44 protein-coding genes are annotated in these 26889 nt (G+C 61.1%); all 44 read right to left on the minus strand.

Annotated features, from left to right (window positions below; genetic code table 11):
- Nucleotides 1–7: 7 nt before the first annotated feature.
- Entirely contained in the window at nt 8–199 is a 192-nt protein-coding gene (locus GEV39_RS14490) for a hypothetical protein (protein WP_173889940.1), read from the minus strand.
- A complete protein-coding gene (locus tag GEV39_RS14495) occupies nt 196–1071 on the minus strand; it encodes a tail fiber protein (protein WP_173889942.1) in 876 nt (291 codons plus the stop codon). The genes GEV39_RS14490 and GEV39_RS14495 overlap by 4 nt, the downstream gene beginning before the upstream one ends.
- Entirely contained in the window at nt 1071–1730 is a 660-nt protein-coding gene (locus GEV39_RS14500) for a baseplate wedge 1 family protein (RefSeq protein ID WP_173889944.1), read from the minus strand. The genes GEV39_RS14495 and GEV39_RS14500 overlap by 1 nt, the downstream gene beginning before the upstream one ends.
- Nucleotides 1727–2986 carry a baseplate J/gp47 family protein gene (locus GEV39_RS14505; RefSeq protein ID WP_173889946.1) on the minus strand — a complete coding sequence of 420 codons (1260 nt, stop codon included), beginning with the start codon at nt 2984–2986 and terminating at the stop codon, nt 1727–1729. Before GEV39_RS14505 ends, GEV39_RS14500 begins: the two co-directional genes overlap by 4 nt.
- The gene (locus GEV39_RS14510; RefSeq protein ID WP_054904529.1) at nt 2987–3352 is read right to left on the minus strand and encodes a contractile injection system sheath initiator; all 366 of its coding nucleotides are present in this window, start codon (nt 3350–3352) and stop codon (nt 2987–2989) included.
- Nucleotides 3349–4035 (minus strand): Gp138 family membrane-puncturing spike protein, encoded by a 687-nt coding sequence (locus GEV39_RS14515; protein ID WP_173889947.1) that lies wholly within the window; start codon nt 4033–4035, stop codon nt 3349–3351. The genes GEV39_RS14510 and GEV39_RS14515 overlap by 4 nt, the downstream gene beginning before the upstream one ends.
- Complete coding sequence (locus tag GEV39_RS14520; protein ID WP_173889949.1) at nt 4032–4967, minus strand: baseplate hub protein; 936 nt, start codon at nt 4965–4967, stop codon at nt 4032–4034. The genes GEV39_RS14515 and GEV39_RS14520 overlap by 4 nt, the downstream gene beginning before the upstream one ends.
- Nucleotides 4960–5262: a phage baseplate plug family protein gene (locus tag GEV39_RS14525; protein WP_115293816.1), complete on the minus strand. Its 303-nt coding sequence runs from the start codon at nt 5260–5262 to the stop codon at nt 4960–4962. Before GEV39_RS14525 ends, GEV39_RS14520 begins: the two co-directional genes overlap by 8 nt.
- Nucleotides 5259–5891, minus strand: coding sequence for a phage baseplate protein (locus tag GEV39_RS14530; protein ID WP_054914212.1), 633 nt, complete (start codon nt 5889–5891; stop codon nt 5259–5261). Before GEV39_RS14530 ends, GEV39_RS14525 begins: the two co-directional genes overlap by 4 nt.
- Nucleotides 5888–7690 carry a phage tail tip lysozyme gene (locus GEV39_RS14535; RefSeq protein ID WP_249414278.1) on the minus strand — a complete coding sequence of 601 codons (1803 nt, stop codon included), beginning with the start codon at nt 7688–7690 and terminating at the stop codon, nt 5888–5890. Before GEV39_RS14535 ends, GEV39_RS14530 begins: the two co-directional genes overlap by 4 nt.
- 148 nt (nt 7691–7838) lie before the next feature.
- Nucleotides 7839–8318 (minus strand): phage tail assembly chaperone, encoded by a 480-nt coding sequence (locus GEV39_RS14540; protein ID WP_173889951.1) that lies wholly within the window; start codon nt 8316–8318, stop codon nt 7839–7841.
- Complete coding sequence (locus GEV39_RS14545; protein ID WP_115293808.1) at nt 8315–8719, minus strand: hypothetical protein; 405 nt, start codon at nt 8717–8719, stop codon at nt 8315–8317. The genes GEV39_RS14540 and GEV39_RS14545 overlap by 4 nt, the downstream gene beginning before the upstream one ends.
- 13 nt (nt 8720–8732) lie before the next feature.
- Nucleotides 8733–9863 (minus strand): DUF3383 family protein, encoded by a 1131-nt coding sequence (locus GEV39_RS14550; protein WP_173889953.1) that lies wholly within the window; start codon nt 9861–9863, stop codon nt 8733–8735.
- Nucleotides 9847–10404, minus strand: a complete 558-nt coding sequence (locus GEV39_RS14555) for a phage neck terminator protein (protein WP_173889954.1) — start codon at nt 10402–10404, stop codon at nt 9847–9849. The genes GEV39_RS14550 and GEV39_RS14555 overlap by 17 nt, the downstream gene beginning before the upstream one ends.
- Nucleotides 10397–10816, minus strand: a complete 420-nt coding sequence (locus tag GEV39_RS14560; protein ID WP_125920263.1) for a hypothetical protein — start codon at nt 10814–10816, stop codon at nt 10397–10399. Before GEV39_RS14560 ends, GEV39_RS14555 begins: the two co-directional genes overlap by 8 nt.
- Complete coding sequence (locus GEV39_RS14565) at nt 10816–11313, minus strand: hypothetical protein (RefSeq protein WP_173889956.1); 498 nt, start codon at nt 11311–11313, stop codon at nt 10816–10818. Before GEV39_RS14565 ends, GEV39_RS14560 begins: the two co-directional genes overlap by 1 nt.
- Entirely contained in the window at nt 11310–11747 is a 438-nt protein-coding gene (locus GEV39_RS14570; RefSeq protein WP_173889958.1) for a DUF4054 domain-containing protein, read from the minus strand. Before GEV39_RS14570 ends, GEV39_RS14565 begins: the two co-directional genes overlap by 4 nt.
- A 6-nt stretch (nt 11748–11753) precedes the next feature.
- Nucleotides 11754–11939, minus strand: a complete 186-nt coding sequence (locus tag GEV39_RS14575) for a hypothetical protein (RefSeq protein WP_173889960.1) — start codon at nt 11937–11939, stop codon at nt 11754–11756.
- Nucleotides 11940–11984: 45 nt separating this feature from the next.
- Nucleotides 11985–12377: a hypothetical protein gene (locus GEV39_RS14580; RefSeq protein ID WP_173889962.1), complete on the minus strand. Its 393-nt coding sequence runs from the start codon at nt 12375–12377 to the stop codon at nt 11985–11987.
- Nucleotides 12378–12387: 10 nt separating this feature from the next.
- Entirely contained in the window at nt 12388–13365 is a 978-nt protein-coding gene (locus tag GEV39_RS14585) for a major capsid family protein (RefSeq protein ID WP_173889964.1), read from the minus strand.
- An 11-nt stretch (nt 13366–13376) separates the two neighbouring features.
- On the minus strand, nt 13377–13892 hold the full coding sequence (locus tag GEV39_RS14590) for a structural cement protein Gp24 (protein ID WP_173889966.1): 516 nt from the start codon (nt 13890–13892) through the stop codon (nt 13377–13379).
- Nucleotides 13892–15001, minus strand: a complete 1110-nt coding sequence (locus tag GEV39_RS14595; RefSeq protein WP_173889968.1) for a DUF2213 domain-containing protein — start codon at nt 14999–15001, stop codon at nt 13892–13894. Before GEV39_RS14595 ends, GEV39_RS14590 begins: the two co-directional genes overlap by 1 nt.
- 3 nt (nt 15002–15004) lie before the next feature.
- Nucleotides 15005–15796, minus strand: coding sequence for a putative phage head morphogenesis protein (locus GEV39_RS14600; protein ID WP_173889970.1), 792 nt, complete (start codon nt 15794–15796; stop codon nt 15005–15007).
- A gap of 67 nt (nt 15797–15863) precedes the next feature.
- Entirely contained in the window at nt 15864–17264 is a 1401-nt protein-coding gene (locus GEV39_RS14605; protein WP_173889972.1) for a DUF1073 domain-containing protein, read from the minus strand.
- Between the two features lie 299 nt (nt 17265–17563).
- Complete coding sequence (locus GEV39_RS14610) at nt 17564–17797, minus strand: hypothetical protein (RefSeq protein ID WP_173889974.1); 234 nt, start codon at nt 17795–17797, stop codon at nt 17564–17566.
- 48 nt (nt 17798–17845) lie between these two features.
- Nucleotides 17846–18115 (minus strand): hypothetical protein, encoded by a 270-nt coding sequence (locus tag GEV39_RS14615; protein ID WP_173889976.1) that lies wholly within the window; start codon nt 18113–18115, stop codon nt 17846–17848.
- Nucleotides 18115–18426 (minus strand): hypothetical protein, encoded by a 312-nt coding sequence (locus GEV39_RS14620; RefSeq protein ID WP_016711287.1) that lies wholly within the window; start codon nt 18424–18426, stop codon nt 18115–18117. Before GEV39_RS14620 ends, GEV39_RS14615 begins: the two co-directional genes overlap by 1 nt.
- Before the next feature lie 174 nt (nt 18427–18600).
- Nucleotides 18601–19110 carry an acyloxyacyl hydrolase gene (locus tag GEV39_RS14625; RefSeq protein ID WP_047595597.1) on the minus strand — a complete coding sequence of 170 codons (510 nt, stop codon included), beginning with the start codon at nt 19108–19110 and terminating at the stop codon, nt 18601–18603.
- Between the two features lie 164 nt (nt 19111–19274).
- Complete coding sequence (locus tag GEV39_RS14630; protein WP_173889978.1) at nt 19275–19808, minus strand: GIY-YIG nuclease family protein; 534 nt, start codon at nt 19806–19808, stop codon at nt 19275–19277.
- A 92-nt stretch (nt 19809–19900) separates the two neighbouring features.
- Nucleotides 19901–20446, minus strand: coding sequence for a hypothetical protein (locus GEV39_RS14635; protein WP_173889980.1), 546 nt, complete (start codon nt 20444–20446; stop codon nt 19901–19903).
- Nucleotides 20443–20580, minus strand: coding sequence for a hypothetical protein (locus tag GEV39_RS14640; protein ID WP_173889982.1), 138 nt, complete (start codon nt 20578–20580; stop codon nt 20443–20445). Before GEV39_RS14640 ends, GEV39_RS14635 begins: the two co-directional genes overlap by 4 nt.
- A complete protein-coding gene (locus GEV39_RS14645) occupies nt 20577–21182 on the minus strand; it encodes a recombination protein NinG (protein ID WP_173889984.1) in 606 nt (201 codons plus the stop codon). The genes GEV39_RS14640 and GEV39_RS14645 overlap by 4 nt, the downstream gene beginning before the upstream one ends.
- A gap of 214 nt (nt 21183–21396) precedes the next feature.
- Nucleotides 21397–21660, minus strand: coding sequence for a hypothetical protein (locus GEV39_RS14650; RefSeq protein ID WP_173889986.1), 264 nt, complete (start codon nt 21658–21660; stop codon nt 21397–21399).
- The gene (locus GEV39_RS14655; protein WP_437123815.1) at nt 21660–22061 is read right to left on the minus strand and encodes a recombination protein NinB; all 402 of its coding nucleotides are present in this window, start codon (nt 22059–22061) and stop codon (nt 21660–21662) included. The genes GEV39_RS14650 and GEV39_RS14655 overlap by 1 nt, the downstream gene beginning before the upstream one ends.
- A gap of 7 nt (nt 22062–22068) precedes the next feature.
- Nucleotides 22069–22383, minus strand: coding sequence for a hypothetical protein (locus GEV39_RS14660; protein ID WP_054904556.1), 315 nt, complete (start codon nt 22381–22383; stop codon nt 22069–22071).
- On the minus strand, nt 22380–22616 hold the full coding sequence (locus GEV39_RS14665) for a phiTE_015 family protein (protein WP_054904557.1): 237 nt from the start codon (nt 22614–22616) through the stop codon (nt 22380–22382). The genes GEV39_RS14660 and GEV39_RS14665 overlap by 4 nt, the downstream gene beginning before the upstream one ends.
- Nucleotides 22616–22783, minus strand: a complete 168-nt coding sequence (locus tag GEV39_RS14670; protein ID WP_156357123.1) for a hypothetical protein — start codon at nt 22781–22783, stop codon at nt 22616–22618. The genes GEV39_RS14665 and GEV39_RS14670 overlap by 1 nt, the downstream gene beginning before the upstream one ends.
- Nucleotides 22783–23589 carry a hypothetical protein gene (locus GEV39_RS14675; protein ID WP_173889988.1) on the minus strand — a complete coding sequence of 269 codons (807 nt, stop codon included), beginning with the start codon at nt 23587–23589 and terminating at the stop codon, nt 22783–22785. Before GEV39_RS14675 ends, GEV39_RS14670 begins: the two co-directional genes overlap by 1 nt.
- On the minus strand, nt 23576–24559 hold the full coding sequence (locus GEV39_RS14680; protein ID WP_173889990.1) for a phage replication protein: 984 nt from the start codon (nt 24557–24559) through the stop codon (nt 23576–23578). The genes GEV39_RS14675 and GEV39_RS14680 overlap by 14 nt, the downstream gene beginning before the upstream one ends.
- A gap of 1 nt (nt 24560) precedes the next feature.
- Nucleotides 24561–24824, minus strand: a complete 264-nt coding sequence (locus GEV39_RS14685; protein WP_173889992.1) for a hypothetical protein — start codon at nt 24822–24824, stop codon at nt 24561–24563.
- Nucleotides 24821–25321, minus strand: coding sequence for a DnaJ-like cysteine-rich domain-containing protein (locus GEV39_RS14690; protein WP_173889994.1), 501 nt, complete (start codon nt 25319–25321; stop codon nt 24821–24823). Before GEV39_RS14690 ends, GEV39_RS14685 begins: the two co-directional genes overlap by 4 nt.
- A complete protein-coding gene (locus tag GEV39_RS14695; RefSeq protein WP_173889996.1) occupies nt 25318–25503 on the minus strand; it encodes a hypothetical protein in 186 nt (61 codons plus the stop codon). The genes GEV39_RS14690 and GEV39_RS14695 overlap by 4 nt, the downstream gene beginning before the upstream one ends.
- Nucleotides 25500–26342, minus strand: coding sequence for a transporter (locus GEV39_RS14700; protein WP_173889998.1), 843 nt, complete (start codon nt 26340–26342; stop codon nt 25500–25502). The genes GEV39_RS14695 and GEV39_RS14700 overlap by 4 nt, the downstream gene beginning before the upstream one ends.
- A gap of 333 nt (nt 26343–26675) precedes the next feature.
- On the minus strand, nt 26676–26882 hold the full coding sequence (locus GEV39_RS14705; RefSeq protein WP_019751332.1) for a hypothetical protein: 207 nt from the start codon (nt 26880–26882) through the stop codon (nt 26676–26678).
- Nucleotides 26883–26889: the final 7 nt, after the last annotated feature.

The raw sequence follows: 26889 nt of genomic DNA on the forward strand, positions 1-26889 counted from the left end.
ATCTCACCTACGGGCTGATCAGTTTCCACTTGTAGCCGACCCACTTCGGCAGCTTGCCGGCAGTGAAGATCGGAGGCTTCGTTTCGGTGCACCTCGCTGGAAGCAGCCAGTTGCCAGGCACTTGCGGGTCGTGCTCTGCTAGGGTCTCGCCCAGGTAGAACCCGTTAAGGTCGTACTGGTAAACGATTTTCTGGTTCATAGGTATCGAATCCATCTCACCTGGGTCAGGTTTACCGATCTCGCTTCAGTGCCCCCATTGGAGCCGATGCTGACAGTGTGGGTGTGGGACCCGGCATCGCTGGTGTTGAGCGTCTGAGTTCCTTGCTCGATCTGGTCGCCAAGAACTGCATCGTCTTGAGGAACGCCAGATACCAAGTCACGAGGAAACGTCATTGTGTGCCGATGAAGACCGGCCGATCCGGTTGAGGCGCTATGCGAGTGACCGAGGTTTTGGCTGGGCTGAGGAAACCCATCCATGACCCTCCCGGTATCAATGCCCCTTCCGTCATCAAGGCAGCGAGGAAACATCCCGCGCCAGTCAGGAAGCCGGAACTCAAGGCTTGACTCGCCACCAGTGTTGAACCTGGTCCCAATTACCGCGAACAACTTGGCGTAAGCTGACCGGAGCAACGTTGAACCTGTGCATTTCAGCCACCCAGGGTCAGGCGAACCGTTATGGGCCACATCCTTGTATTCACCAACGCTGAATGACGAATAGAGGCTTGCTCCTATCAACCTCCAGAACGTCGGGCTGCTGGCCGGCGGGTTGCCAGCGTTGTTGTTGGCGATCGACTCATAGAACAGGCCATCTTCTGGTGTGTAGCACGGGGCGCCCACGGAATAGATTGCTTGGGCGTGATACTGCATAACCCCTTTTCGTTCGAGGTCCTGCAGCGCCGAGTCAACCCGGTTGTGCCACCAGTTCTCCTGGCCCGCCGGCGGCGCATCCTTGTCCTGACCGCCTTCCCAGCCCGTCACAATCCTGATTTCGGCCGGCTCTTGAAACACAGTGGAGGAACTCTGGCCCTCGACATTCTCTGCCCAGCGGCGGTTGAAAGGCTGTCGTGCCATCAGGAAACGTCTCCGGGCAAGGTGAAGTTGGCGTAGTTAAAGATCAAGCTTGAGGTGCGCTCGATCTCATCAATGTTGGTCGGGAGCACGTAGATTTGCCCTATGCGGGTACCCTGCGGCCTGGGGATGAGGTCGAAGTTCTCGAGCAAGAACTGCGTGGTGTTGTCCAGTTCGGAAGCGATGCCAATGTCGAACGACTTGTCGCCATTGCTGTTCAGGGCTGTGACCTTTACCCCTATAACGACCTCGAGCAGCTTGATGATGCTGTCGCTGGTGCCGTCGCTGACGTTTCTGGCGATCTTCGCCTTGATCAGCTTGCGGTACAGATCATTGTTTAGGGGGGCATCGATCGACGCGCCGTCGCCGATGTAGGGCGCGACGTTGTAGTTGGTGTAGTTGTCGTTCCCGGCATAGCCAAAGACGTCATAGGCCGCGCCGCGCAGTATTGGCCGCGGCACGCCGACGATGCGGCCGATGACATCCAAGTCCTCACCGGTTACCGTGTCGACGTCGTAGGCCGAGTAGATCTGGCTGATCGGCTGTTCAAGCTTCTCGTTGGCGATGGTCGGTGTCAGCGTGAGCCACCGCGTCATCCGCTGTTTGCCGCGGTACTGGTTGATGATCCGCTTTTTCGCGCGCGCTACGTGGTCCATTTTCATAGCGGCACCGATACCGTGATGTTGTCAGGGTCGAAGGTGGCCAACTCTGCGATATCCGGCTGGATTGGCGTTACACCCTGGCTTCCGGCGCTAAGGCCAATCGTCAGGCTGGTGATGTAGCTGTCGCCGTACTGACCAAGCACCTTGTTGACCGGGGTGTAAAGGCGCCCCACGGGCACTACCTCGCCAATGTCGTACCCCCCCTGATTGAAGCCCTTCACCTGGTCACCGGAGAACAGCTTCTTGGTCGAATCCTCGACGATGGCGTCCTTGATCCGCTGCTCGATGTCGCTTGGCAGGGTTCCCTTGCGCTGGACGGTGACCGAAACGTAGATCGGCAGAGCCACTGCGCGCTGGAAAGTCATGGTCTCGATGTTGCCCGTCGATGGCGAGGTGATTTGAACCTTGACGCCTGTCGCCCCCGGCGGATCAACCCAGGTATCGGTCTTGGTGCTGTAGCGGGGATACATCGGGGTGCCTGGGTTGTACTTCGAGTACATGGCCTGGCCAATGCCCTGGTCAGTGCCGCCGTTCACGATGACCGCGATGGCAGTGTATGGAATGCCGTCAGGGTCGGCCGGGTCGTCGCTGTTGTTCTCCAGAATCTTCACGTCGGTCACGCCGGCGACGTTTGCAACGGCTGCCAGCATGTTGTCTTTCATGTTGCTGCCGGGCAGAGATACCGAGTTGTTCCGGCGGGCGCGGAATTCAACGTCCGACTCGGCGTCTTCGCCTGGGGCAGCAGCAGCATTGGTAACCGAGGACCAGCCAGGGTACGGCGTACCGATCACTGTGAGCTCGCCGGCTCCCGCCAGGACGCGGCCTGGCGTTACACAGGTCGCGAATCCTGTGGCGCTCTGCGAGACGCCGATCACGATTGCCGCGGTGGTCAGCCAGAGCGTGTTATCGATCCTGCTTCGGATCTGCGAGTTGGCCGGAAGCACGGTACCGGCCTGGCCTGTGATAGTGATCGGCGCGACCGAATAGGTGGCATCGCGAATGGCCACGCCGGAGATCTTGCCGATGTTTCGCAGGGCCTCGCCGGTGGCGCTGTCGGGGTCCTTTGCACGGTAGGCGGCCACGAGGCCCTCGTCCAGGTTCGCCATCATCTCGGCCTCGATGCCGATGCGCTGGCCATCTGGTGAGTCGGCGTCGATGTTCCAGTCTGGGTCGATCGCCAGCGTGCGCGCATTGATATCGGCCAGGTAGTCGTTGAGCGACGCGCCTGTGATGCCCTGGTCGGTGATCTCAGCCATTTAGACGATTGCCTGTACGAAGTTAATGTCTGCGCTCTCGCCTGAGGCGCTGGTGATGGTCGCGGCCACGGTCAGCTGCCTGGTTACCGCATCCGAGGTGACGCTGAAGGCCGTCATGCCCACGCACCCAGGGGTAAGCAGAATGCGCCGGCGGATGATCGACTCGCGGGTCGCCAAGCGCGATCCCTTACCCAGGACTCCGCCGAACCAGTCGGTTCCGTCAGCCGTATTCAGGAACCACTCGCCCAGGAAGAACTTGAGCCGGGTGCGGACGTTCTGCGCCACCTCTTCGGCTGAATAGCCGGTCAGCAGCTTTTCTTGGCCCATGGCCAGGTCGCCGTTGGCATCGAGCTTGCGCACGGTCATGGAACAGATACCCCACTGGTGCCAGTGCCTGGCTGAACTCCGGAATGCTTGTGCAGCTTCAGGCTGATCGGGCCGGCGAAAACGTCGCTCGGCGTGGTTACCAGGCTGGCAGGACTGATGGTCACCCCATTTATGTTCACCGTGCCGTCGGCGCCGATAGTGATGAACCCGGCGCCGTTGCTGAGCGATATTGAGGTGTCATCCTTAAGCCAGGCGTACATCGACCCGCTGTTGTTGCGCAGGCGGATGCCGTCATTGGCGAAGTCGGTGATCGCCCCTGGTACAGATCGCACGCCGGGCATGAAGTAGGCATCGTTCATGGAGAACCGGCGCGGCTCGGACTTCGCCGCTACGCCGCCTTGGTCGACCCAGGAGTCGATGCACTCTTGCGAGAACATGATCGACCCCTCGACGCCCTCGGCCACCCGGCACTCCAAAGTCCCCCCGGAAGCGCCCCAGAATTGAACTGGAACGCGGACGATAGGCAGGCGTGGCTCGGCGTTGCCAAGCCGGTCTTCGATCATCAGGCCGATTTGCACCTGGGCCAGCTGCGTAGCGGGGTCGAAGCTCAGAACGTGCCCAGGAACGCTGGTGCGTACGTTGTCCTTGAGGTACTCGCCAAAGATCTCGCGCAGCATCTTGGCGAACTGTTCCCGTGTGCGGGAGGCCAATGGGTCTTTCATCGGGTCGCCCTATCAGAGATTCCGGACTGGGCCATCGTGTCGAGCCGCAAGCAGCTGATCTGGGTTTCCCACGGGTCGCCGTGGGAGTCACCGATGACGGCCAGGGAGTTGATGCGGTAGAAGCCCTCGCCGATCGTGCGGGGAACCTCGTAGAAAAAGGCCCCGGAGAATTCGAACTGCGGGGCCATGGACTCGAGTTTGATGGTGTCACCCAGCTTTAGCTTGGGGTTCAGGGTGCACCTGATTCCGACCTCGGTGTCGGTCACCACTGGGGAGCCGATCATTCCGCTGGCGGCACTGATCACGAACACTTCGTTGGGCATGGCGAAGCCATTCTTGATGATCTTGGTGGCGCCGTTCTCGATCATCCAGTCAAACCCCCAAGTGCTGGCGAGCTCGTTCATGCATGCGACCGGGCTGCCCTGGAGTACGGTCCCCCCGGATCGGCGTTTGAGGTCTGAGAAGTCCCCGAAAAACTGGATTTCCCCGCCAAAGCGCTCGGCGCACTCCTCGATGATCTGGACCGGGTCCGTCTCGGGGGACAGGGTCAGATTGATGATTCGCTCGTCCCGCTCCTTGGCTTGTGAGCGGCAGAAGAACTTGACGCCCCGCGTTGAGCCGCCGTCCTCCATGACCTTCTGCACGTTGGTGATCTGGCCCAGGAACACGCTGCCGAAGGTGCTGGAATAGCCGGCCTCCAGCGAGATGAACTCGTATTTCTTGGCCGTGCCGTCGCCCAGCATCTGCCTTGTCGAGTAGTCGGACACGTTGTAGATGGTGATCTCGGCCACGCTGAACGCATTGCCGGCGAAGTGGATGATCTGGAACGTGATGCGCAGGCCGTCACCGTCAGGGCGCATCTCGTAGATCTTGCCGCCCGAGTCACGGCCAAGCTTCAGCCGGTACCGGCGCAGGTAGATTTCATCACTCATCGGACCACACCAGCGTATTGTCGATGCCCAGGTTGTTAGGGGTCGGCTGCTTACCCTCAAGGGTGAGAGACCCGTAATTCACCTTGGGCGGCGGGTACAGGCCGGCCAGCAGATCTACACCTGGCAGAAGGAAGCGCCCAGACGTTAGATTCAAGCCGGCAGCTGTACTGATATTGACGCGGAAGACCTCAAGCCTGGCCATCCACTGCAACTCCAATGTCAGCGTGTTGCTGCCTAGCGGGGCGCTGAAGGTCTGAGCCGGCAGGGGTTGAACCTCAACCCTGTACCGGCTCACTGGATCACCTCGACAGATGCAAACCCAGAAGAAACCATCGGGGCGCCCTGTGTGGCCACTGGGTCGTTCTGAAGCAGCTGGTCTGCTGAGGTAACGCCCCGGGTTACTTGTGAGCTGATGACCCTGGCCTGCTGCAATTCGGCAACGAAGACCAAGCCATCTTCATCATCGGGCCTCGTACGCTGATCCAGCCTGATCAAGACCATGTTCTTGAGCGTTTCGTACTCGGTGACCAAGTCGAATCGGGACCGGGATTGCAGGAGCGCCGTCAGGGCGGCCCAAGCGGTTGCGGCACGGGTAGCCTCGCTGCCAGACAGCAGGTAGGCCGAAACAGTCGAAATCGCCGCCCCTGCCACGCCGCCAATGGCGCTGGAGATCGCGCCGACGCCCATCATGCCCAAGTCATCCAGGCCGATGCCCAGCGGAGTATTGGATACCGCACCGGTCAGCAGGTAGCGGTCAGGCAGCAAGCGGGCATGGTCGTTGCCGTTGGTGCCGAACTCCACAGGAAACTCGGTGAGCTGAACAGCCTTGCTGGTCGCCCCCTCAAGCTTGGCATCGAACTCAATGGGGCCAAGCATGGGCAGCGTTTTGGAAAAGATGCTCATGACCCCATCGGCAATACTCATTTTTCCGGGCTCCTGAAGTCTTGGGTAGTTTGGTCAATCAGCTTGCTCAGCTTCTCGTTCCACAGCTGCTCGACTTTGCCGGTATCCGCACCGTGGATATGGAACTGGCGGTTGTCCACGTTTTGCACTTGCTGAGCGGGTGCTGATGGGCTTGCAGCGGCGGATACTGTTGAGCCCGCAGGCGTAACCACATCGCTTGCCGAATACTGCTCTGGCGCCCGGCGCTGCTTTTTCGCCCAAGCGTCGATTTGCTCCAAAATGCTTGGGCCTTGCTGCCCAGACTTGGAAAGGTCAGCCTGGACCTTGGCCCATTGCTCTGGGTCGCGCAGGTCCACAACCGGAGCAGCAGATGCCGGCGCCTGAGGCAGTCCGTAGTTGTCAGCAATATCGCCTCGCCTTGAAACCTCGCCATCGGCGTCTGCCGGGCGCTCGTAGTAACGCGAGACGATGCCCGCGGCCTCCCTGGCGCTTGCTGCCAACTTCAGCCGCTCGCCAGCTGACTTTTCGGCCCCGTTGGTCAGTTCGTGGTTGATGAACTCGAGCTGTTCGGTAGCGGTGGAGCTGCGAATGTCCTTGCCGGAGTACTTGGCGAAGTTCGCCTGCCTGTCCGGGTGCCACTGGGCCAGGCCGTAGGCATTTCCGCCGTCGCCCACGGCATCTGGTCGGAAGCCGCTTTCCTGCTCCAGGTTCGCCGCAATACCGGCGGCCTGCTCGGCAGACCAGCCCTTGGCGCGGAAAAAGTCCATGACGGCTGCAGCAGCCTCAGATCCGCCCTTGCGAAGTCGGTTATTCAGCAGCTCCTGGTCTTCACCAGCGTTCAGGCTGCCGGAGTACAGCAGCGCAGCCGCACCACCGCCGGCAATGGCCAGGCCAGATGCGCCTGCAGCTGCACCGCCCGCGGCCGCGCCGGCGGCACCAGCAGCGCCTGCAGCACCGCCCAGGCCTACCAGTGCACGCAGAGCGGCAAGCCCCTTCAAGGCGCTGGCGCCGCCCATGAGCACAAGGGCGGCTGAGACCAGTTCGATGTTTTTGGCAAGAGTACCGAAGAAGGCCTCCAGACCAGAATCCACCAGGTCCTTGTTGTCGCGGTAGAAGGCGGTGAAGTCCTCGGCCAACTCGGCAAAGGCCGGCACCAGTTCGCCAGCGATGGTATTGCCCATATCGGTGAACACTAGGTTCAGCTCGGCGTTCGCCTTGGTGAGGCGTGCCGCGTCCTCGACCTGCTTTTGGGTCATGATGCCCAGCTTGTTGCGGGAATCCAGCTGCTTCTCTACCTCGTCGCGCCCCTTCATCAGCAGGCGGATGGTGTTCTCGTCGAAGCCCAGCGCTTGGCCGGCGAGGCGCTGGTTCAGCGGCGTCATCTTCTCGAAGGCGCCGGCGATGTTGGCCAGGGCCTCTGCCGTGTCCTGCGCGCCAATGATAGCGTTCGGGTCCAGGCCCAGCTTGGCTACGTCGCCGAACCAGCCGACGTTACCGGTGATGGGCGATGCCATCAGGTCCTGGATCTTCTGCATGGCCGCAAAGGCGTCTTGCGCATTCCCGCCTTGGGCGGCCAGTGCTTGGCCCAGCGCCTGCACATTTTGCGTGCTTAGCCCGGTCAGGCGGTTGAAGTTGTCCAGCGCGGTGCCGGCGTTCTTGAAGTCGCCCACCACCTTGTCAATGGCCAGCTTGCTTGCCAGCACGGCGCCGAACTGCAGAGCCGACCTAGTGAGGCCGCCAAAAGCCGCATCGGCCTTCTGGAATGACTTCTCGTCGACCTTGATGCCCAGGGCGATCAGGAAGCTCTCAAGTACTTTCACGGGTTCGCTCTCCGGATCTCGTCGTGCAGCTGCCGCACGTAGAGCATTTCATCCATCGCCAGGTTGGCGCGCTTGACCCAGCCCAGCGAGTAGGTGCCGTCAGTGAGGTCTTTGTAGGTGCAGAGCGGAGGACAAACCCCAGGGATGCCTACGCAGGGTCGCCAGAGGTCCCAGTCGATGGCTGGGTTGAGGCGTTCTCCTGACTCGCCCCTGGCTCCCCGGCTGAAGCGGTAGAGTTCTGGAAGAGGGTCAGGAGTCCGGTAAAATCCTCGAACACGTTCCCGAGAGCCAGCACCACCAGGGTGAAGTAGGTCTTCAGGCGGCCAGAAAACTGCTGCATGCCGACCAGCTGGCCGTCCTTGTGCAGCTGGCTCAGCATCGTGTCGCAGATGAAGTTGAAGTCATCCTCTGGGATGCGCGACAGCATGACGCCAACGATCTGGCCGGCGATGGCCACAGAAGACGCGGCGCCCAGCTCGGCCTGGGCCAGGCCGCGAATCAGCGGCTCGACCCCGTATTTGCCGAGACGGAACAGCACGGCGCGCTGTTTTTCGGCGCTGGGCATGCCGAAGGTGTAGGTCACACCCTCGTGTTCGATGGTTCGAACGTAATCTTGAGCCTGGGTCATACCACCTTGTCCTTGTTGAATTCCATGATGAACGTAGCGTCGTTCATGCCGGGGCCACCGCGCGCCATCGACTTGCCGCGAGTGATGACGCCTTCTGAGAAGACGGCACCTTCCAGGCCGGCAATTGAGGCGTAGGAGCCAGAAACTTCGGACTTAGCGTTGACCTGGGCCTGCAATGCCAGGGCCTGCGGGCTGCCTGGCATCAGGTTGACGGTCAAGCGCAGGCCCGGGTTCTTGCGGTGAAAGCGGACAGCGTTGCCGCCCAGGCCCCGACTCAGGATCGCCTGGTCATCGATTGGCTCAACAGTGAATGGGGGGTCGGTGCGCCCCCAGTCGTCCAGCACGCCAACGCCAGTGATCACCACGATGGTGTTTTCTACAGACAGGTCACTCAGTGCCATGCTCTGGCTCTCCTCAGTCGACGTTGACGGTCACGTCTACGGCGTGGATGGCGCCGGCACGGAACAGGCGCATGATGATTGGGGCAGCCAGGCGCTCTGCGCGCTCGGCGTCGGTGAGGTCGAGAATGTCGTCAGCCTTGCTGAGGATCTCGTAGCCATCGCTCAAGACCTCTTCTCCGGTCTCGTCGCTCGTGTACTGTCGAGCGCCGAGGTAGCCGTTATCGATGAAGCGCTGGCCGATCTGCGCAGCAGCATCGATCAGGACCTGCTGACCCTCTGAGGTCTGCTTCAGCTTGGTTGGCACATTGGCCAGGGCGTTGTACAGGTTCACTCGCAGCGAGTTCACGAAGCCATCCAGGTTGAACACGTCGTCTATGTACTCGCCAAAGCTCGACGTGGACTTCGAGTTGATCACCCGGCCGGCGTCAACCTGGCCACCGGTCTCGACCACGGTGTAGAACGGGGCGCCTTTCTGCTTCATCGCGCTGTACGCGGTGATGGTCAGGTCTTCCGCAGTGATTCCTGGCAGCTTCTTGAACTCGCCGGTGATGGTCGAGTTGGCCGCGTTGAAGTTGACGCGGCTGAACACGGCGCCCAGCTCGAAGCCGGCATAGGGGGCGGTGGCGTGGCTGAGCAGGAATGCCCGGCGCGAGCCCTGCAGCTTGGCCTTGCTGACGATGTCAGTGGAAAGGCTCGGATCGCGTACGGCTGCCTGGTTGGTGGTGCCGGCGTAGAACTTGCCAGCAGCATCCCCGGCAACGATCAGCGCCAGGACGTCGGCGTCGTTGGCCCGGATGGTGGTCTCGAACTCGTACCAGTAGAACCAGATGCGCTTATTGATCGCATCATTCATCGACTCGACCGGGCTGTCATCCTCCTGCCGTAGGTAGATGCGCAGGGACTTTGGCTTTGGCACGGCAGAGAACCAGGCCAGGGCCGCCAGATAAACATCGGACGCGATGTTGAAGTCTGCCGCCACCGCCGCAGCGCCTCCGTAGTCCCGGTAGCTGCCCTCGGCAAACGTCGTGTCGGTGGACGAGTCGAAGTCGGCGAAGACCATGCCAGCGCCGAAGTTGGCAGTGCCCAGGCCGGCCGCACGGATGTTCGTGACAATGTTGATGATGTTCTCAGCCGGATAAGGCATTTACTTCCCCTTGCGCGATGGCGCCAGATTGTTCGGTTTGAACCTCGAAGCCGACGCGGTAGATCCGATTGATTCGGTCTTCAGCCACGGATTCGCCGTAGAGGTACAGGGTGACCTGGGAGCGCTCTTCCATTGCCGCTTGGTAGAGGCCGGTCAGGTTGTTGATCGGTGATATGCGGGACCAGCCCAACTTGGCGCGGCGCAGGATGCTCTTGATCGGCTCGCGCTTGTTCGCCTCGCACAGGGTCATGGCCATGCCCATGGCGCCGGCGCGGTAGATGTTGACGCTGAACCCGATGGTGAATTGGGTGGCCACCCGCTCGATGATGTCCTCAAAGCGCGGGTCATCAGTGGCTGGCACGTTGCGTTGCGTCTTGAGTGCCTGGCCGAACTGGGCCGGGCTGTCGATGCGCACTGCGGCGTAGGTGCCGGTTGGGGCCGATGTGCCCGGGTCGCCGACGATCACCTTGTTGGCCGGCAGGCCGGTGGCCGCGACCACCACCTGGCACACGACCTTCGTGAGGGCGATGGTGTCAACCATTGGCGTACCCCTGCAGCTTCTCGATTTCGGCCGGGTCAAGCTTGGCGATCACCGCCCGGCAGAAGTTGTGCCAGGGCCGGTAGTCGGTGGCCATGGCCTTCCACCAGGTGGCGGGCTGGCCTGGCGTCTCGGCGAATACCAGGATGTCGGCCAGATTTCCGGGGGTGGAAACCTCGATCCCCTTGCCGTCGTTTCGGTGGATGACCCTGATGTCGTTGATGCGCTCGGCGCCGATCTGGAGAAACTCAATCTCCTTGTCGCTGGCCGGCTGGACGTTGGCGTCGAATGTGTCGAGCAGCGTCATGGTCAGCTTCGGCTCGAAGTCGATGATCTCGCTGCTGTAGCGCATGCGTTGCACGCCGCGATGCGACACAAAGGGGCCGCTGACGTGGCCGCGCATGTTCAGGCCCATCAGATGCCCTCCTCAAGGGGATCGGTGCTGTCGTCGATGACGTAGCGGATCGACTGGCGAAGGGCTCCGGTGTCGATCAGCGGGTTGTCCGAACCCTTCTTATCGATGGTCGACTGAGCGTTCGGAGGCGTGCGCAGGTCGGTCATGTACTGCTTGACGTGGCCCTCGGCCAGGCTGCCCATCTGCTCGAGCAGGACGCGCATTTCCATGTCGCCAGAGAGGACTTTTGGCAGCATGACCTCAGCAAGGCGGCGGTAGACCGGGGCACCTTCTTCAACGGCAGGCTGCAGCACCGGGCGGGCCGGTATGAGGCCGTCCGCCGACCCGAAATTGTTCACGGCCATGATGGTGGCGTAGTTGACGCCATCCTCGTACTCGCCAGCGCCCTTGGGCACACCGACCAGCACACGCTGCTCGCGCTCCAGGCTCTTGGATAGATCCTTCAAAGCCTGCTCGGCCTGCTGGCGACCGATGAGGCTGACGGTTGGCCGAATCATACGCAGATCGCTCCCATTCCGGCCCGCTGCCGCAGGTGCAGGTACTCAAGCCCGTACGGGGTTAGCGCAAGAGCGGCCTCCCAAACTGTGAGCGATGCGTTCGCGCCTGGGACGGCGTAGGACACCGACTCATCGCGAACGCTCTTGCTGGCCACGGCGTAGGGCGTGGTGGCGCTGCCATCGGTGCCGGTAGCGGCAGTGGTAGCCGCATTCCAGGTCAGGTAGTGCGCCGCCAGAGCGAACCAGCCGCGCTGCAAGAACGAACAGGGGCCATACAGGCCCCAGTTGCCGCAGGTGCCGAATTCGCCCTTGGCGATGTTCAGCGCCTTGGTGATCTTGGCGTCTGACCACTTGGCCGGGTCGGCGAACTCTTCGTAGAACTCGCGGAATTCAGCGACCATCTCTGGCGTCACTGGGATGTTCAGTTCGGCCATGGCGGGTCATTCCTCGGTGGGCGGCTCGGGCTCAGGCGATGGGCCAACCTTTATCCAGCCGGCCCGGTAGTAGTTCGTCGACTTCAGGTGCTCAGCCTCTCGGTCGTCGAAGTTCTCGATCGCTTCGCCAGGGGCCAAAGAGAGGTCGGCAAGGTCGATGCGATGCGAGCTGATGTTCGTGATGGAAGCCATCAGGGTCTCCAGTCATAGGCCCCAATGAGGGGCCGTGACACTGGGTTACTTCTTGGCGGCCAGCTTGGCCTGGGTGTCTTTCAGCTCGCCTTCCAGCTTGCTGGCACGCGCCGACTCCTGGGTGAGGCGATCTTCCAGGGTCTTGATCTGCTCGGGATGCCCCTTGGTGGCGGCTTCCAGATCGGCCAGCTTGGCCTGGGCGGCGAACAGGTCAGCCTTGAGCTGGGTGTTCTCCTCGGTCAGCACCTGCAGGTCGCCATTGGCGTCGTCAGGCTGCTCCGGGGCGCCGGCCACAAGCAGGCCGTGCTGCTCCCAGAACGAGCCCTTGGCCAGTTCGAACTGATCCTCGGTGGTCTGCCCGCCTGGCTGCACAGAACTGCCATCCGATAGGACGACAGGGTTGGCGCTGACGTTGGTGTAGATCTTCTTCGAAGACATGGTGACCCCCTCAGATGCCGTCTACGTAGGCGTGGCTCAGCGGAACCCGCAGTTCGGTACCTGCGGTGCGTACGACGCCGGCAGCTTCGAAGCGCAGGCCGCCGTGCGACGGGATCGGCGCGTTCAGCTGGAACGGCATCGGCAGGTGGAACTTCGCGAACTGGGCGTTCTTTGTGTAGGCCATCATCCGGTCAGTGCCGCCAGCACCGGCACCGGCCAGTTGCAGGATCGGCTCGAACGTGATGTTCAGCACGCGCTCCAGGTAGCTCACCAACGTTTCCGAGGTGTTCGGAATGCGGAAGGTGGTCAGCTGGCCGTACTGCTTGAGCGGCAGCAGGATGTGGGTCGGGCGGAAAATGCTGTTGGTCTGCACCTGGTAAACCTGAAGGATCAGGTTGTTCAGCAGGGTCAGCATCTCGCTTGCGGCCGTGTCCGGGTCCTGCGCCAGGATCTGGGCGAAGGTCTTGTTCGCGCCACCCAGCAGGGTGCCAGTAGCGAGCACCGGAACGCCGGGGTACTTGATCAGGCCGCCGGTAGCCAGCGAAGGCCAGCGCGCATCGCCGACAAAGGCCACGCGGTCAAGCCACTGCTCGGTCAGGGTGCGGGTCGCGATTGGCTTCTCGGCCAGGTAGTTGATCGCACCGCCGAAGCCCTGGGCATTGGCCATTTCCATGGCCTTGCCGACTTCGATCTGGGTGTAGGTGTAGCCCAGGCCAGCCTGGACAACGTCGACACCGCCGATCTTCGAGGCGATTTCGGCCAGTGGAAAGTCGTGCGACAGGTCACCGATAGGAGCCGGCTCACCCTTGTAGTCCAGCACCTTGAAGCCGATCGACTCGATGTAGTCCGGGGCGGAGGTGTCTACGGCCAGCACGCGGGGATACTTGATCTCCGGGTACGGCTGTCGCAGAACCTCCTGCTCGATGTAGGTCAGGTTACCGACCAGAAAGCCCAGTTGCGCCTGGGCCGCAGCGTCCATTGTTCTCATGTGAGCGCTCCTTAGGCGGCAATGGTGGTTGGGTTGAGAGCCTTGACTTGCATCAAGGCCAACTCGCCGGCCGCAGCAGCGGTCAGGAAGGTGCAGCCTTGCAGCACGTGGTTGCCTGCGGTGGCAGCGTTGGTCAGTTCGCCAGTGGTTGGCTTGGCGTAGACCTGGGCGCCGATGGTTGCGCCGTCAACGGTGCGAACCCAGACGCGGCCGTTCGATACGCGGCTCACTTCCTCGCCGATGCGATAGCCGCCCACTGCGTTGCCGTTGGTGGGGTTTGCAGTGGAGCCGGTAACGTAGCTGGAGCTGACGCCGACCGTCTTGCGAACCGAGATGCCTTTGAAGAAAGCTGCGCCTGCGCCTGGAAGTGCGTCGCGCTTGTCACCGGAGCCCTGCACAACGGCGCGGGCGAACGGGATGGCAACATCTGCCACGCCAGAGGTGATGTCGGCCATCGACAGGTCATTGATCTGACCCTCGAAGGCCTTGCCAGCGTACTGGCCAAAGGTGTCGATTGCGGTCGCCATTACTTGGTCACCCCGTTCAGGAAGTTGTTGTAGGCCTCGGAGCCGTCATTGGTCAGCTTCGGACGGTTTTTCAGGTCATTGGCCAGGCTGCGCAGGCTGTCGTTGGTCGACTTCTTGTCGTCCTCGTCATCCTCATCGGTGGTTTCCTTCGCATCCTCCTCGGCGGAGTCGAACGCGGCAGTGATGTAGGCCTCGGACTTGCCGGCCCAGTCACGGGTAGGCTTCAACTGGGCCAGCGCGGCGCGCTTGATCTCCAGCGGGGATACCAGGCCCTTGCTGTCGAAGTTCTTCACGATCTTCGAGGCGGAGGCGATGGTGTCGAGGGTGAGCTTGACGCGCTCGCCGATAGCGGCGTCAGAGGTGGCTTTTTTCGCCTCTTCTGCCTTCTCTTCGGCTTCGTCTTTGGCCGCTTCGGCCTTGTCTGCGCGCTCGTTGGCTTCATCCAGGGTTTTCATGAGGCCTGACACGGCGTCTTCGACTACCGTTGCGGTCTCTTCGTCGAGGATGACGGAGCGGCTTTTCTTGGAGTCTAGGAAGACTTTCCGGGTCGCCATTGGGGGGATACCTTTCGGTTTGTGGTCAAAAATGCGGGCGACCTTGCCGGCCCGCGCTGCATCAACAACCGCGAAGTGGTTGTATTTGATGATCCGCTGCACGTACTCGTACGACTGGCCGTCAGGTGCGATGCCAGCCTCGGGAACGTATTCTGCGGTGTAGCCAGGCGAGAGCTCAGCCTTGCCTGACTCGATGTCGTCGATGGCCGACTGATCCTTGATGATCATGTCGACGACCGCGTTTTCACCGTCCTGCTCGTAGCCGCGGGCGTGGCCGACCGACACATCACGGAAGGTGGTCGAGTCGACCAGGTCCTCGGGGTGGTCGTTGGTCACGTCCTTGTCGATCGCTGTGGCCATCGACTCAGGACTGAACAGCTCCTCGGCGGGCTTGTAGACGTTGACGATTCGGGCCGGGCCCGGCAGGTCCAGTTCAGTCGAAACGTACTGGTAGACCCCCGTGCGGGCCGCGATGCCCTTCACGCAGAGGTAGCCCTCAGGCGTGCGGGTGCGGGACGTAGGCTTGAAGGCCTCGTCCAAGGTCATTTTTTTCATGTGCTACCCGTTCTTGTCGGGGAAGTAGTTCACGCCGGGGATGAGGGATATCCCTACGCACCGGCAGAGCGGGTGGTGCTTACCAGGGTGCAGGTTGGTCACGCCGCGCCAGGTGGCGCCTTCGCTGACCTTGTACACGCCAGGGCCATAGCCGATGTCCTGCTTGGCGATGCCATAGCAGCTGATCTTGGCGTTGGGGTACTTGCCGCTGGGGTCACCAGAGACACGCTGATCGTTGGCCGTCTCGACGCGGTAGAACTCGATGCCGGCTGCCGTCTGCCGCTGTCGCGTCAGGTCACTGTTCAGCTGCGACACCTGGTCCCGAGCGATCAGCTTGGCGCGCCTGGAGCTGACACCGGTCTGCTCCTGAATCTGCTTGGCGATGGCCGTAGGAGCGAGGCCGCTCTTCATGCCGCCAAGAACGATTGTCTCTACCCGCTGGAAGTACTCGGCGGGGATGGACTTGATCAGGTTGACGTTCTCGGCGGTCGAGGCTTCGAGGTAGTCGACCATGCCCTTGGGCTTGGTGATCAGCTCGAAGTCCACACCCACGGCGCGGTTGACCGACTTGCGGAAATCTTCGGCGTTGTCGGCCTCGGCCCGACTGATGGTGCCGGCCGCCACCCGACTGGCCTGCTGATCGAACAGGCTGGTGGTGAATGTCGACGACACCCGGCGTATTACCGCGAGGATTTCGTCAGTCCAGCCATCCAGGGTCACCAGGCTGTCGGCGGTGTATTGCGGCTTGAGTCGAGCCAGCTCGGGGCCCAGCACTGCATACAGCTGCTGCGACATATTGCGCACCAGGGCGTTTAGCTCGCCCCGATAGAAGCGCTCTGCGCCCTCACTTGGCTTTACCGGATCAGGCGCCCGTGGCTTGCGCTTTCTTGCCATCAGGGCCTTGGTCGTCGCCGTCAGGGCCTCCAAGGGTGAAGGCTTCGAGGTTTTCATCGGAGCCAAGGCCATTGTCTTCGTCCTTCTCTCGCTGCACCTGGGCGGCGATCTGCTCGTCGGTGATGGCGTATCGACCTTTGGCCTGCGCGCGGGTCATGGCGTGGCTTGGGCGGATGATGCGGTTCTCGATGTTGATCGCATCGGCCTGGGCGTCTGCCAGATCCTCTTGGGCTTCTTCCACGCTCGACTTCTGGTAGAGCGGGTTCCACTCGAACTCGATGTCGTCGGGGTAGGTGCCAAGGGCGGACCGAATCAGCACCTCATCCAAGCGTTCCAGGTCTCGGCGCATCTGGCCGTCTTGCTTGCCCTTGATCGTGCCGTGGTAGGTCTTGAGGTCGCCGTCACCGGTGGAGTTGAGCCCTGCAGCGGATTGCCCCCATAGCTCGGTGACGGGCATCTCTGCCGCGCCTGCCGTCCACACCATGAACTGCTCCATGATCTGGCTGAGGCCGGAGAAGGCAACACTGCTGCGCTCGTACTTCTCATGGTCTTGGTCAAGCAGGCCAAGGTTGATGATGCCCTTGAGCATGCCGAACATGCGGTAGCGCTCGGTGATCTGATCACATTGAGCGCTGGCCAGGGCGCCTTGCAGGCCCTTGACGCTGATGGTGTCTACGTTGGCCTCAAGCACCAGCGAGGCAATACCGCCCTTGGTGGCCACCACGTCGCGCAGGTCTTCCATGCAGCGACGCAGGCGGCTGTCACCCCAACCCTGTTCGAACTGAGCCATACGGCGCGGCAGGCGGGCGCCCGTGCGGCGGATGACGTGCGAGTAGTGGATAGGCTGCTGGCCGTTCACCACCGTGTAGATCTCTGGCAGCATCCAGTTGGGCGCCAGGGGGTCGGTGAAGTTGAACTGGCTCGGCTGAATGTCCCAGCGGTCGAACACGACGATGTTCTTCAGGCCGCCCTTCTTAACCTTGTTCAGGTCGAGGGGCTTGCTCAGGTCCTGGCCGGTGATCATCAGCATGGCCGCGCCGCCGTAGAGGTCAGCCCAGCAGCAGGCATCCAGGTACTTCTGCTGCACGCCCAGGCGTCGCTCCTCGGCAGCGATCTTGCTCGCGTCCTTGCCGTTGAAGCGGCGCCACTCGCGCAGGGCATCTTCGTTCGGCTTGTCCACGATGCGGCGGGCCAGCCAGTTCGACTGGTAGGCCGCTTCGAGCTCGTAGGGTGTGACGAACTGGAACCCGAACTGGTTGTGCGTGCGCTTGTCCCGGTTGGTGCCTATGTTGGCTACCAGGTTCTGGAGGCTGTCGCTTGTGACAATTCCGCCAGACGGCACTTGAATTCGCGGTTTTGATGTGGTCACAGGTTTTTACTCCGCGCCACGGTGGGACGCTTTACAGTCCAGGGCGTGCAAGCAGCCGGATTTCAATTAGGTGCACCTGAAGGCCTGAGACGCTTGTTTGTGCCCTCACCACCATCCAATGCATCCCTCTTCGGAAGATGGGCCGACGTGCCATGATGCACTCCATAGCCCAGCGCAGCGCTGCAGGCGAATGGAGAGTCATGACCTCTTGGGCGGCCGACACCGAAACGTATTTCGACTTCCCAATCATTTACTGCCCCCGCGCCACAAAATGGCACTTCATGATTTCGTGGCGCGGGTCAGCAGGTAATTACTGGGGCAACGCCGCCAGGCCATGCAATGTCGCTCGGGCGAAGATCCAAGGTTCGAAGCCCTGGAGATCCAAGGCTTGGCGACTGATATGCGGGCGTCACCTTTTTGAATACTGTTTTCAGGTGCTCCGTGATCGACATCCACTGCTCAGGCGTAGGATTCTCGCCTGCGGATAATTCGACGAAGCCATTCAGCCAGTAGGCGAATTGTTCAGGGGTCATGGGGATTTCCTCGCGCCACGAAACGGCGCATTTCGAATTTGTGGCGCCCTACCCGGGCTGGAGCACGTGGCCGCGCCGGGCGACCGCGTACAGGACAATCCCCAGCTTGAGGATCACGCCGTACAGGGTGGGCACATGACCGTTCATGGCCAAGACGAACGCGCCGAACGCGCCGATGGCCACCAGGTAGAACGCGATGGCCAGCAGTGGCGCATCCATTGGCCTGATCCGGCGCAGGTAGTCGCACGCGGCGATTACCACTAGCACGCTCAGGAAGGCATTGGTGCCGATCAGCATTGAAATTAGGGTCGAGCTCATCAGGTAGCTCCCTTGGCTCCGAACTGACCCACGAGCGACTTCAGCACCGGGATGATGTTCATTGCCAGAAGGCCTATCAGAAAGGCCACGCCGTATTGGGTTTCTCCGCTGGTGCCTAGGCTGAAGTAGCTGATGGCGAGCGGGGTGCAGAAGACTGCCGAAGCGAAGCCGGTGAAGAAGGCGGCGACCGCCTGGCCCCGGGTGAGGCCGCGCAGGAAGGTCAGCGAGAGGATCGCTCCTGCGAAGCCGCCAATGATCACACCGTACTTCACCAGCAGGACGCCGGCAGTCGTGCTTGCTGGTTCGGCCATGAGTGGTTCCTAAAAAATGACCCGATTTAGACCCTTATTAGGGCGCGGGCAAGTAAAAACGGTACACAGAGAGTCAGTTACATGGCCAACAGGCTCTATGCCAGGCATCGGCCGGTATGATTACCTAGGCACAAAAAAGCCCGCACAGGGCGGGCAAAGAGGGATCGTGCTTTTTTAAATCTGGTGGCTGTAGAACAGCGAGTACGACTCGATACCGTCGTTGGGCTGCTTAATGCCAGCGTTGGAGTAGTGAATCGCTCGGATGCCAACCTTCTGCGTCTCGCCGATCTTCAAGCCCGCACCGATGCGGTCTTCGAAGTTGAAGGCCGAACCAAAGTCCTGGTCACCTGCGGACGTACCAGAGAAGACCGCCAGGCCGATGCCAGCCTCAACGAATGGCTTCACGTTACCGCTGCCGAACTCGTAAACGAAAACTGGCGCAAAGGACAGCGAGTGAGCGCCACCGGAAGCATCTCCTGCTTCCCAATAGGTATACCCAGCATCCCAGTAACCGGTTAGACGGCCAGTACTGGATTCAAACCAGCTTTTGTCCCAGTTAAAGCCAACGCCTGCACGCGCCGTAATGCCGCCTTGACTTGTCGCACCCAGCGCACCGGAAAGCTCAGCTGCTCCGGCAGACGCAGCAAAAAGGGACAGTACTGCAGCAGCTAGAACGGTTTTCATAATCACGGTCTTCCATGTTTGTTTAGTTAGCAACCTATCAGAATCATAGCGCCATCAAAACGTTCCGTGCTACACAAAAAAAATCTGACCTCGCCAGAGGTGGCGTCGGGCCTCTTGAGGGCCTCATTGGGCAATAAAACCCGGCTTTTGGGGCCGGGCCTTGATTAGGTGCTAATTGTGAATCTTGGTCGCTTACGGCGTTGCGCTACGCCCCGGCCATCCCAAGGGTGGCCAGACTCGTTCCACTCACTGATGACCGACTCAACCTTGAGCCTCATGCGGGTGTGGCGGCACTTCTGGAGCTTCTCGCACAACGCCTTGACTGGCTCGGCCTTGAACCACTCTCCCCGCACATGATGCGCCTGCATCTCCAGGTGGAGAATGGATTCGACCTTGACGCCACCTTCAAGCACGCAGTGCACCAGCAGCTCTCGCGCTGACCCTACCTGCATGTTGACCAAGCGAGCGCTCAAGTCTGTGGCATAGCCGATCTTGACGAACTCGTCTCCGGCAGCGCCAATGATGTAGACGACTTTCATGCCAGCCCAGGCGGAATCAGGAGCTTTCGGCTTCGGCTGATGGCCTGCGCAGTAATGGGTGCCTTCCAATGCGTCTCGGAGGCAGCGTGAGCGCTGGCAAATGTTGTAGCTGGGGAGACTGGACGTCTCGATGAAGGGGAAGCGATGGATCTGGGTCATGAAATCTCCAGACCATCCTATGATCGTTGCTGCCATCATCAGGCGCAGGAATCACAGGATGGACGTATATTGGCTCATTGGCTCAATCGGCGTCAAGCGACATCTGCTACCAAAAGGCCTTCATGGTCGAGAATGTGCTGGGCTTCTACCAGTGCAGCGTCTACTTCGCGCTCCAAGGCCCTACGGATGTCGCGCCTCCAGCGCTCCTGGGTCTTGATTGGGTGTGGATCATCACTCCAGTTATCCATCTCATACCAGGCCGCCGGCAAAACGCTCGTGCTACGCTTACCGTCTACGCCAGGCAGCTTGGGCATGGCCCAGGTCAGAATGGCGCACTGACGAAATCGGTCCGGGGCTGGCGAGCGATGGGTGCGCGTCAGCTCCTCGATGGCAGAGTGCTTGCGATCAACGTGCGTCGAGTACTTCGCCACCAAGTGACGCCAGTGCGATGGGCTTAGGTTCTTGTGCAGGCGACTGAACACCATGCAGTCGAAGAGAAAGGCTGCCTCCTTGCCTACAATTGCACCCTTCTGCTTTGCAGCCTGCACCTTGGGTTCGAAGTCGAACCCGCCTGCGCTGTTGATCGTTTCGGCCGCAAGGGCACGAACTACTGCCGACACTACGCTCTGATAGTTCACTGCCCGTTCTCCTTCTTGCGGCGACTCGAGATGAAGATGCCACGCACTATCGCGTACCCAGCAATTGAGTAAGTGGTAAAAATAAACACGCCCAGCATGAGCAGCTGGCCGCTGTCGGTTGGTGTCCAGTTCATGCTGCTGCCCTCCGTAGGTCTCTGAGCTTCTGCCTGTACAGGGCCTTGATGGCCTGCAGGTCTTCGATGGTCAGGCGCTGAGGCTTATGAGGCCCCTCGAGCCATTCCACTTGGTCGGCGCCGATGCGCTTCACCAACCGAATGCGGTACTCGACTGCGTTACCCGACAGGTTCCGGTTGCACTTCACGCACTGCCGGTGGACGTTGAGCGGCTCGAAGCGCAGCTCCGGGCAGGCGCCCACCGACCGGTAATGTCCGGCGTCCCAGCGGCTGCCGGTGATGAGGTCGTGGTCGCTCGACAACGAGTCGCAGCTGATGCACGGCAGCCCGGCATCGCGCTCGCGGATGTAGGCGTTGAACGCGGTCTGGGCCTCGGCCATGTGCTCTCGGCGGGTTTTAAGCTTCTCCCGGCGCTCCTGCAGGTCCTGGCGGGCCTGTTTGCTGATGGCCTTGGCCGCAATCTTCTGCAGCTTCGGGTCCTTGGCCATGGCCTTGGCGCAGGCCATGCTGCACACCTTCTGCGTGGTCATGGTCGGCTTGAATGGCTTGCCGCAACCTGGTGCCTTGCACCTTTTCGGCTTCGGCGTTTTCGTGGCGGTCATTGGTACACGCTCCCAGGCTGGCTAGGCGCGTTACTGTCGGTGCACGCCAGGTCGTGATCACTCGCATGGGGGCAGCGCTTGCAGCCACACACCGGGCACAGAATCATTTTGGTGGACGACAACGGCACCCAGCCGAATGGACCTTCCATGCCTAACCGGTGATCTTTGATGCAGCGGTGACATTCGCATTGGTGAGGCATGACTACGCGCATGGTTAGGCCTCCTTGGCTTTCTGCTGCTCGGGCTCGAAGTCTCCGCGCAGGGGCATCAGGCTCGTCTCTGCGTATGCCACGCTGCGGTCATCACCAGGTCGGGCGCAGATCCAGCCAAGGGCCAGGGCCGTGTAGGTCAAGCCATCAGGCCCCTTGAACGCTTCGCCTGGGGAAAGCTTGTGGAGGAGGTCAACCACCGTGCCAGCAGGCACGCCGGGAACCGGGTAAATGGTCAGTGCCAGGTCGCCTACGTTGAAGTTGCTCATCAGTAACGCCCCTCCCACAGATCCTTTTGACTCCACCGCACCTGGTGCTCGGCGCCGAATGCTTGAATCCACTCCAGCAGGCTGGCGCACTGCTTCACGCTCAGCTGGCTTGTGCGCTCGTACACGACGTCGAAGCCGTTGCCGTCCACCGCCGGTATCAGTTGGGGCTGTTCGCCGCTCTCACGGAGCCAGGCAGCCGTCAAGAGGCGCTTCCAGATCAGGACGTCCCATTTCTTGCCGGCGTGCTCGACCTGCTTGGCGATATCGCTGAGGCAGGCGTGGAGCTTCTTGTTCTGCTCGCCGCTGCGGTCCTGGTCTTTGATCACGATCTTCTTGGGACGGGTGAAGTCCTGCGCCTGAAGGAGACCGAACAAACGGTTGGCGTCGGCCATGCTGTGCATCACGAAGTCAGTCATCGTCGCCTTCCTCGGCCGTTTCAAGGACCAGTTGCTCAAGAGATACGAACCCGACGGGAGTCAGTTCCCAGCACGGCGGCAATTCGCAGTAGCCGAACTCACCGTACTGGCCTGGGAAGTAAGCGCAGTCGAACACGTACGATCCGGCGCCCTTATCGAACCCCTCGCCGTCAGCCATTTGCTTTTCAATCTCCTGCAGACGCTCCACAGTGATGCGGCCACTGACTGCCGTGATGAAGGTCTCGTCGCCCTCGCCCATGTGCAGCACTTCAACAATCAGGTCTTTCCTGAAAAGGTCGATGGTCATGACGCCACCTTCAGGCCCTGGGCCTCGATTGCATGTCGAACCTCCTCCGCGTAAAGAACTTGAGGGTCCGTGTACGAGCCATTCATGTGAGCCTCGGGCAACTCCACCACCACGGCGGCGCGGCTTGCCTGCCAGGATGCCCAGGCCGTCTCTTTGAATTTCTCCATGCCAGAGGATTCGAACCACGCCTCGAACTGCTCGCGGCTGAGGTCGCGCATCTTGTTGGTGTCCATCAGTGCTTCTCCTCGAACCGGCAGACCAGGGTCTTCCCATCAAGCTCAGAACGAACTTCGAGAGCCTTATCGCGCTGGTAAACCGCCCCGGTGGCGATGACGAACATGACCCAGAAGGCAACGAAGAAGAACGTGGCAACGGCCTTCGGTTTTATTCCGGAATCCATCACACCCCCTCCCCGGCCGGCAGCCCGGCGCGCTTGATGTTCAACTGAGCGACTGCGGCGCGTGTCTGCCGCTTGCGCAGATAGGTTTCGATGCGGCGGCGCTGGTCTTCCTTGGCTCGTTCGCGGTCTTTCTTGGCCTTGGCGGCCTTGAGGATGCAACGCACCTCGGCGAGCTTTTCCCGAGTCTTGGCGCTGGCCTGCGGACGCACCTCACCGGTGAGCAGGCCGGCAATGGCCTGACCGTCCTGGGTGATTGGCGCGATACGCAGATCGGCCAGGTACTTGGCCCCGGTCTCGTGGGTGATGAGCTGGGCCCGAACTGCCGACTCAATCGCAGTGACGCGGCGGCCCTGGTCGTAACCCAGCGAAACCTCCCACTTGGCCGGCTGATCCTCGGCCCGGGCAAAGCTGACCAGACGTTCGTAGGCGCTCATGAAGGCCATCCGGGCGCCGACCTTGTCGCCGGCCTCGAGGATCGGCTCGGAGGCGATCATGGCCTGGCGGATTTCAGTGGTGAGCACCACGGTCTCGTGCTCATCACTGGCTGCCAGGGCGATCGACCACGCCTCATCCTTGCCAGGACGGCTATCAGCCGCGTGGATGTGCTTGAGGACCATGCCGAGCGAAAGGCGCCCAGCAGGCTCTCTACGGCACGCGCGCAGTGCACCAATGATCACGCCAGGCTCATAGGCCGAAAGGTCCTCAGCGATGAGCTGAGCGCCTCCAGCGCTGATGGTCTGCCCCATTGCCTCGGCAGTGGCGCAGATTGCGCCGGCCAGTTCGGCTTGCTGCTCAGAGGAAAGCATTGCGCTGCCCTCCCTTGCCGTTGAGGATCGCGTCAGCCGCTTCCTGTGCCGCGTTGATGTTTGCCTGGGTCTGCTCCTGCTGGCGGGCAGTCGTGGCGTTCATCTGGCGGTTGGTCACCCACTGAGTGTGGTAGGCCTCGGCCTTGGCCAGCAGGTCGCCCAGGTTGTGGCAGCCGTTGATCAGCTTGGCGTCGTTGATCCGCAGGTAGAACGCGGCGACGTGGTGGGCGTTCTCAATCCCCAGGCGGTCAATCAGCTGGCCCATCTGGCCGCCGGCCTTCGCGTTCCACACCGGCCAGGTCTTGTAGCGCTTGCGGTAGGCCATCGCGTAGTTGGCCCAGGCCTTGAAGGTTTTGCAGGACTGATCCTTCGGCCCTGGCATATCGGCTGGGATTTCGCAGCGCGGCTCTTCGCTCCCAAGAGGGATCAACGCAACCACTTTTCCGGCAGGCTGGTTCGGCTCGTCCGAACCTTCCTGCGAACACTGACTGGTACCCTGATTGGTATCCTGATTATTGGTATCCTGATTTGTCGGATTTTTTTCCGACCTTGGATCGGATTTTTTTCCGACCTTGCTCGGATTTTTTTCCGACCTAGATCGGATTTTTTTCCGACCTTCAGGGCCAGCAGGTGGGGTCGGATATTTTTCCGAGCCATCGAGCTTCTGGTTCCACTCGGTAGCCTTCTCCGTCAGGCGGAACAGAGTGATGCTGGAGGTGCTGGAAAGCTCGATCAGGCCTACCTCTTCCAGGGCTTTCAGCATGCGATAGGCAGTGTCAGGCTTTCCGGTGAGAAGCGGCAGCTCGTCGGTGATCTTGGCCTTACTCAGGGCGAAGTAGATCCCGTCCGGCGTCTGCATAGGCTTGGCCCAGCTCGGGCAGCCGTAGACGAACGAGAACAGCAGCGCCTGCTGGGAGTTGAGCCCCCATTCCAGAGCTTTCACCTGGTTGATGGTGAGGGTGAATTGCATGTCACGCCCCTTTCTTGAGTGCTGCGGTCAGCAGCCGGTAGTAGCGCTGGAAGCGTTCAGGCTCATCCACCTCAAGGCTCCAACCAAGATCTCCGCAGCCATAAGGGCCGCAGCCGTCGATTTCGCCACGGCACCCGCGCTCATCAGGGAAGTGCTTCTTGATGATCGCGCGGGCTTCCTTGTTGATCGCGGCAGCCTTGGTCAGGAAGCGGCGGCCAGCAGTCGGGGCCAGGTAGACGGTGGTTTGTTGGACGACGATGCTCATTGACCGCACTCCTTGGCCATGGCCGCGTCAACGGCTTCGTCGAGTGTTTCCTCGTTAATCACCAGGTTCTGCGGGGTGATTCCCGCGAACACGCCGCCCTGGCTGATCGTGTCGAGGTTGCGGTGACGTATCCAGCGATAGCGCTCGGCATCAAGCCGAAGACCATCAGCCATGGCCTCGAAACCGTCACGCGCGGTACGCATGAATAGGAGGTCGCGGCCCGCATCGTTCAGCCGCTTGTAAAGGCTCTCTCGCTGAACTTTGGCTGTCTCGTATGCGCCCAGCAGCGTGCCGGAACCGGAACACTCCCCGCACGTGACCTGCACAAAGTGCCCATCAGGGCTGGAGTCGGAAAGCGCCCATCCCTCTCCAGAGCCCTTGCAGGCAGGGCACAATGGCTCTGTCTGCAGGGGCGAGGATGGCGGAGCGGGTGGCGGCGATGACGGACGCTCAAAGCCATCAGGCGAATCGCTGATGTTGATACCGTCTTTGCTCATGGCCGGCTCTCCAGAGAAGTGAAAGTGCAGTTGTCCATGGAGGTGAGCCACCACTTGCCACTGTCGAATTTTTGCCACATGTTTTTGAGCGTCGGGTGGCGCTTGAACCAGTGCCATTTGCCCAGCCAGTGCCGCGCGTATTGCGCGTCTTGAGGGGCTTCATTCCAGTTCGGCGCGCTCATGCTGCACCCCGCACTGCCTTGTCGTGGGTGTGCAGGCCGTCCCAGTTCTTCTTCATGGGCAGCTCGCCGGCCAGGTAGAGCTCGTACAGGCGCACGGCGCCCTTGCGCAGGAGGATCGGCGTGTAGCTGATGAACGCCTCTTTCCCGTGCGGGGTGATCTCCTGCTGGTGCTCGGTCATGTACTTGTCGCGGGCGTAGGCGGCTACGCGGTAACGGGTACCGGACTTGCTCTCGTTGTAGAGCCAGTTGCGACCTTCGAGGAAGTGCCCGACCTGCATCACGTTGACCCCATTGAGGCCCTTGCAGAACTGCACGTGGCTCATGCCTTCCTTGAACAGGTTCTCCAGGTGGTCGATCTTCTTGGCCTGGGCCTCGACTTGGACGGTGAGCAGGACGCGGGCTTTCTCCGACTCCAGGGCCATCTGGAGGATTTCCAGCTTGCTGAGGTCGGCAGGTGCGGCTGGCTTGGATTCAAGCGCAGTCATGCGATCGAAAACCTTGGCCTGCAGCTCGTAGCTGTACGACATTGCCATCAAGCACGCTTCCCGCTTCGGGAATGAATAGCCGCGACGAGCGCGCCCATAGCCGTCAGGGAGATCGGCTGAAAAATCAGCCGATGTCGCGCCGAGCACTTCCGGCACCTTGGCCAGGAAGTTCTTGTGCATCAGCTTTGGGTATCCCTCGCAAGGGAAGCTCATGCCGGCGGCATAGGCCTTGGCCTTCCTGTCGTCATTGATGAAGTCAACGAGTTCAAGGCTCGTCATCATCGGCGCCACGAAATCGTGGTTCGCATTTTGTGGCGCGAGGGCCACGGTATTGCTTTGGATGGTCTGGTGCATATATGATGACCTCACACAAGCGTTACGAATGCAGTACAAGAAGCCACCCTGCCCGGTGGTTTTTTTGTGCCTGCCATTTGAGGGTCTCTTGAGCCCCTATGTGAGGGCCTCACCTATCCGGTAGAGGGCCTCTTCAGTCCCACCAGCTCCAAAACCGGGGCCTTTCGCCTTCCTACGAATACAGTTGCGCCGGACGTAATTGCTTCGAGCAAGACCTCATTCACGGCCTCCTCAAACGTCCAACCCCTGGCTTCCATCAGGCGATGAATCTTGGTTCTGGTTTCTGGCGGCACGTTCTCTTCACAAAATTCCATCGTGCCCTCCTGAGGGCCTCTAGCCCGCGATATCCTTCAGATCGTCAGGCATGAGGGCTTCGATGCCGCCATTCACAGCGGCCCACTCGAGCATCTCGAACAGGTAGGTCGCGTACTCGCGGCGAGCCTTGTGGGCAGCGCGCTGCAGTTGCCGATCAAGCAGTGGATAAAGCCGGACCTTCCTCGCCAGGTCTCGACGTTGTGTCAGTGGGTCTTTGAATCCCATAGGGGTA

It is taken from the genome of Pseudomonas sp. NY5710 (genome assembly GCF_013305665.1).
Taxonomy (GTDB): Bacteria; Pseudomonadota; Gammaproteobacteria; order Pseudomonadales; family Pseudomonadaceae; genus Aquipseudomonas; species Aquipseudomonas juntendi.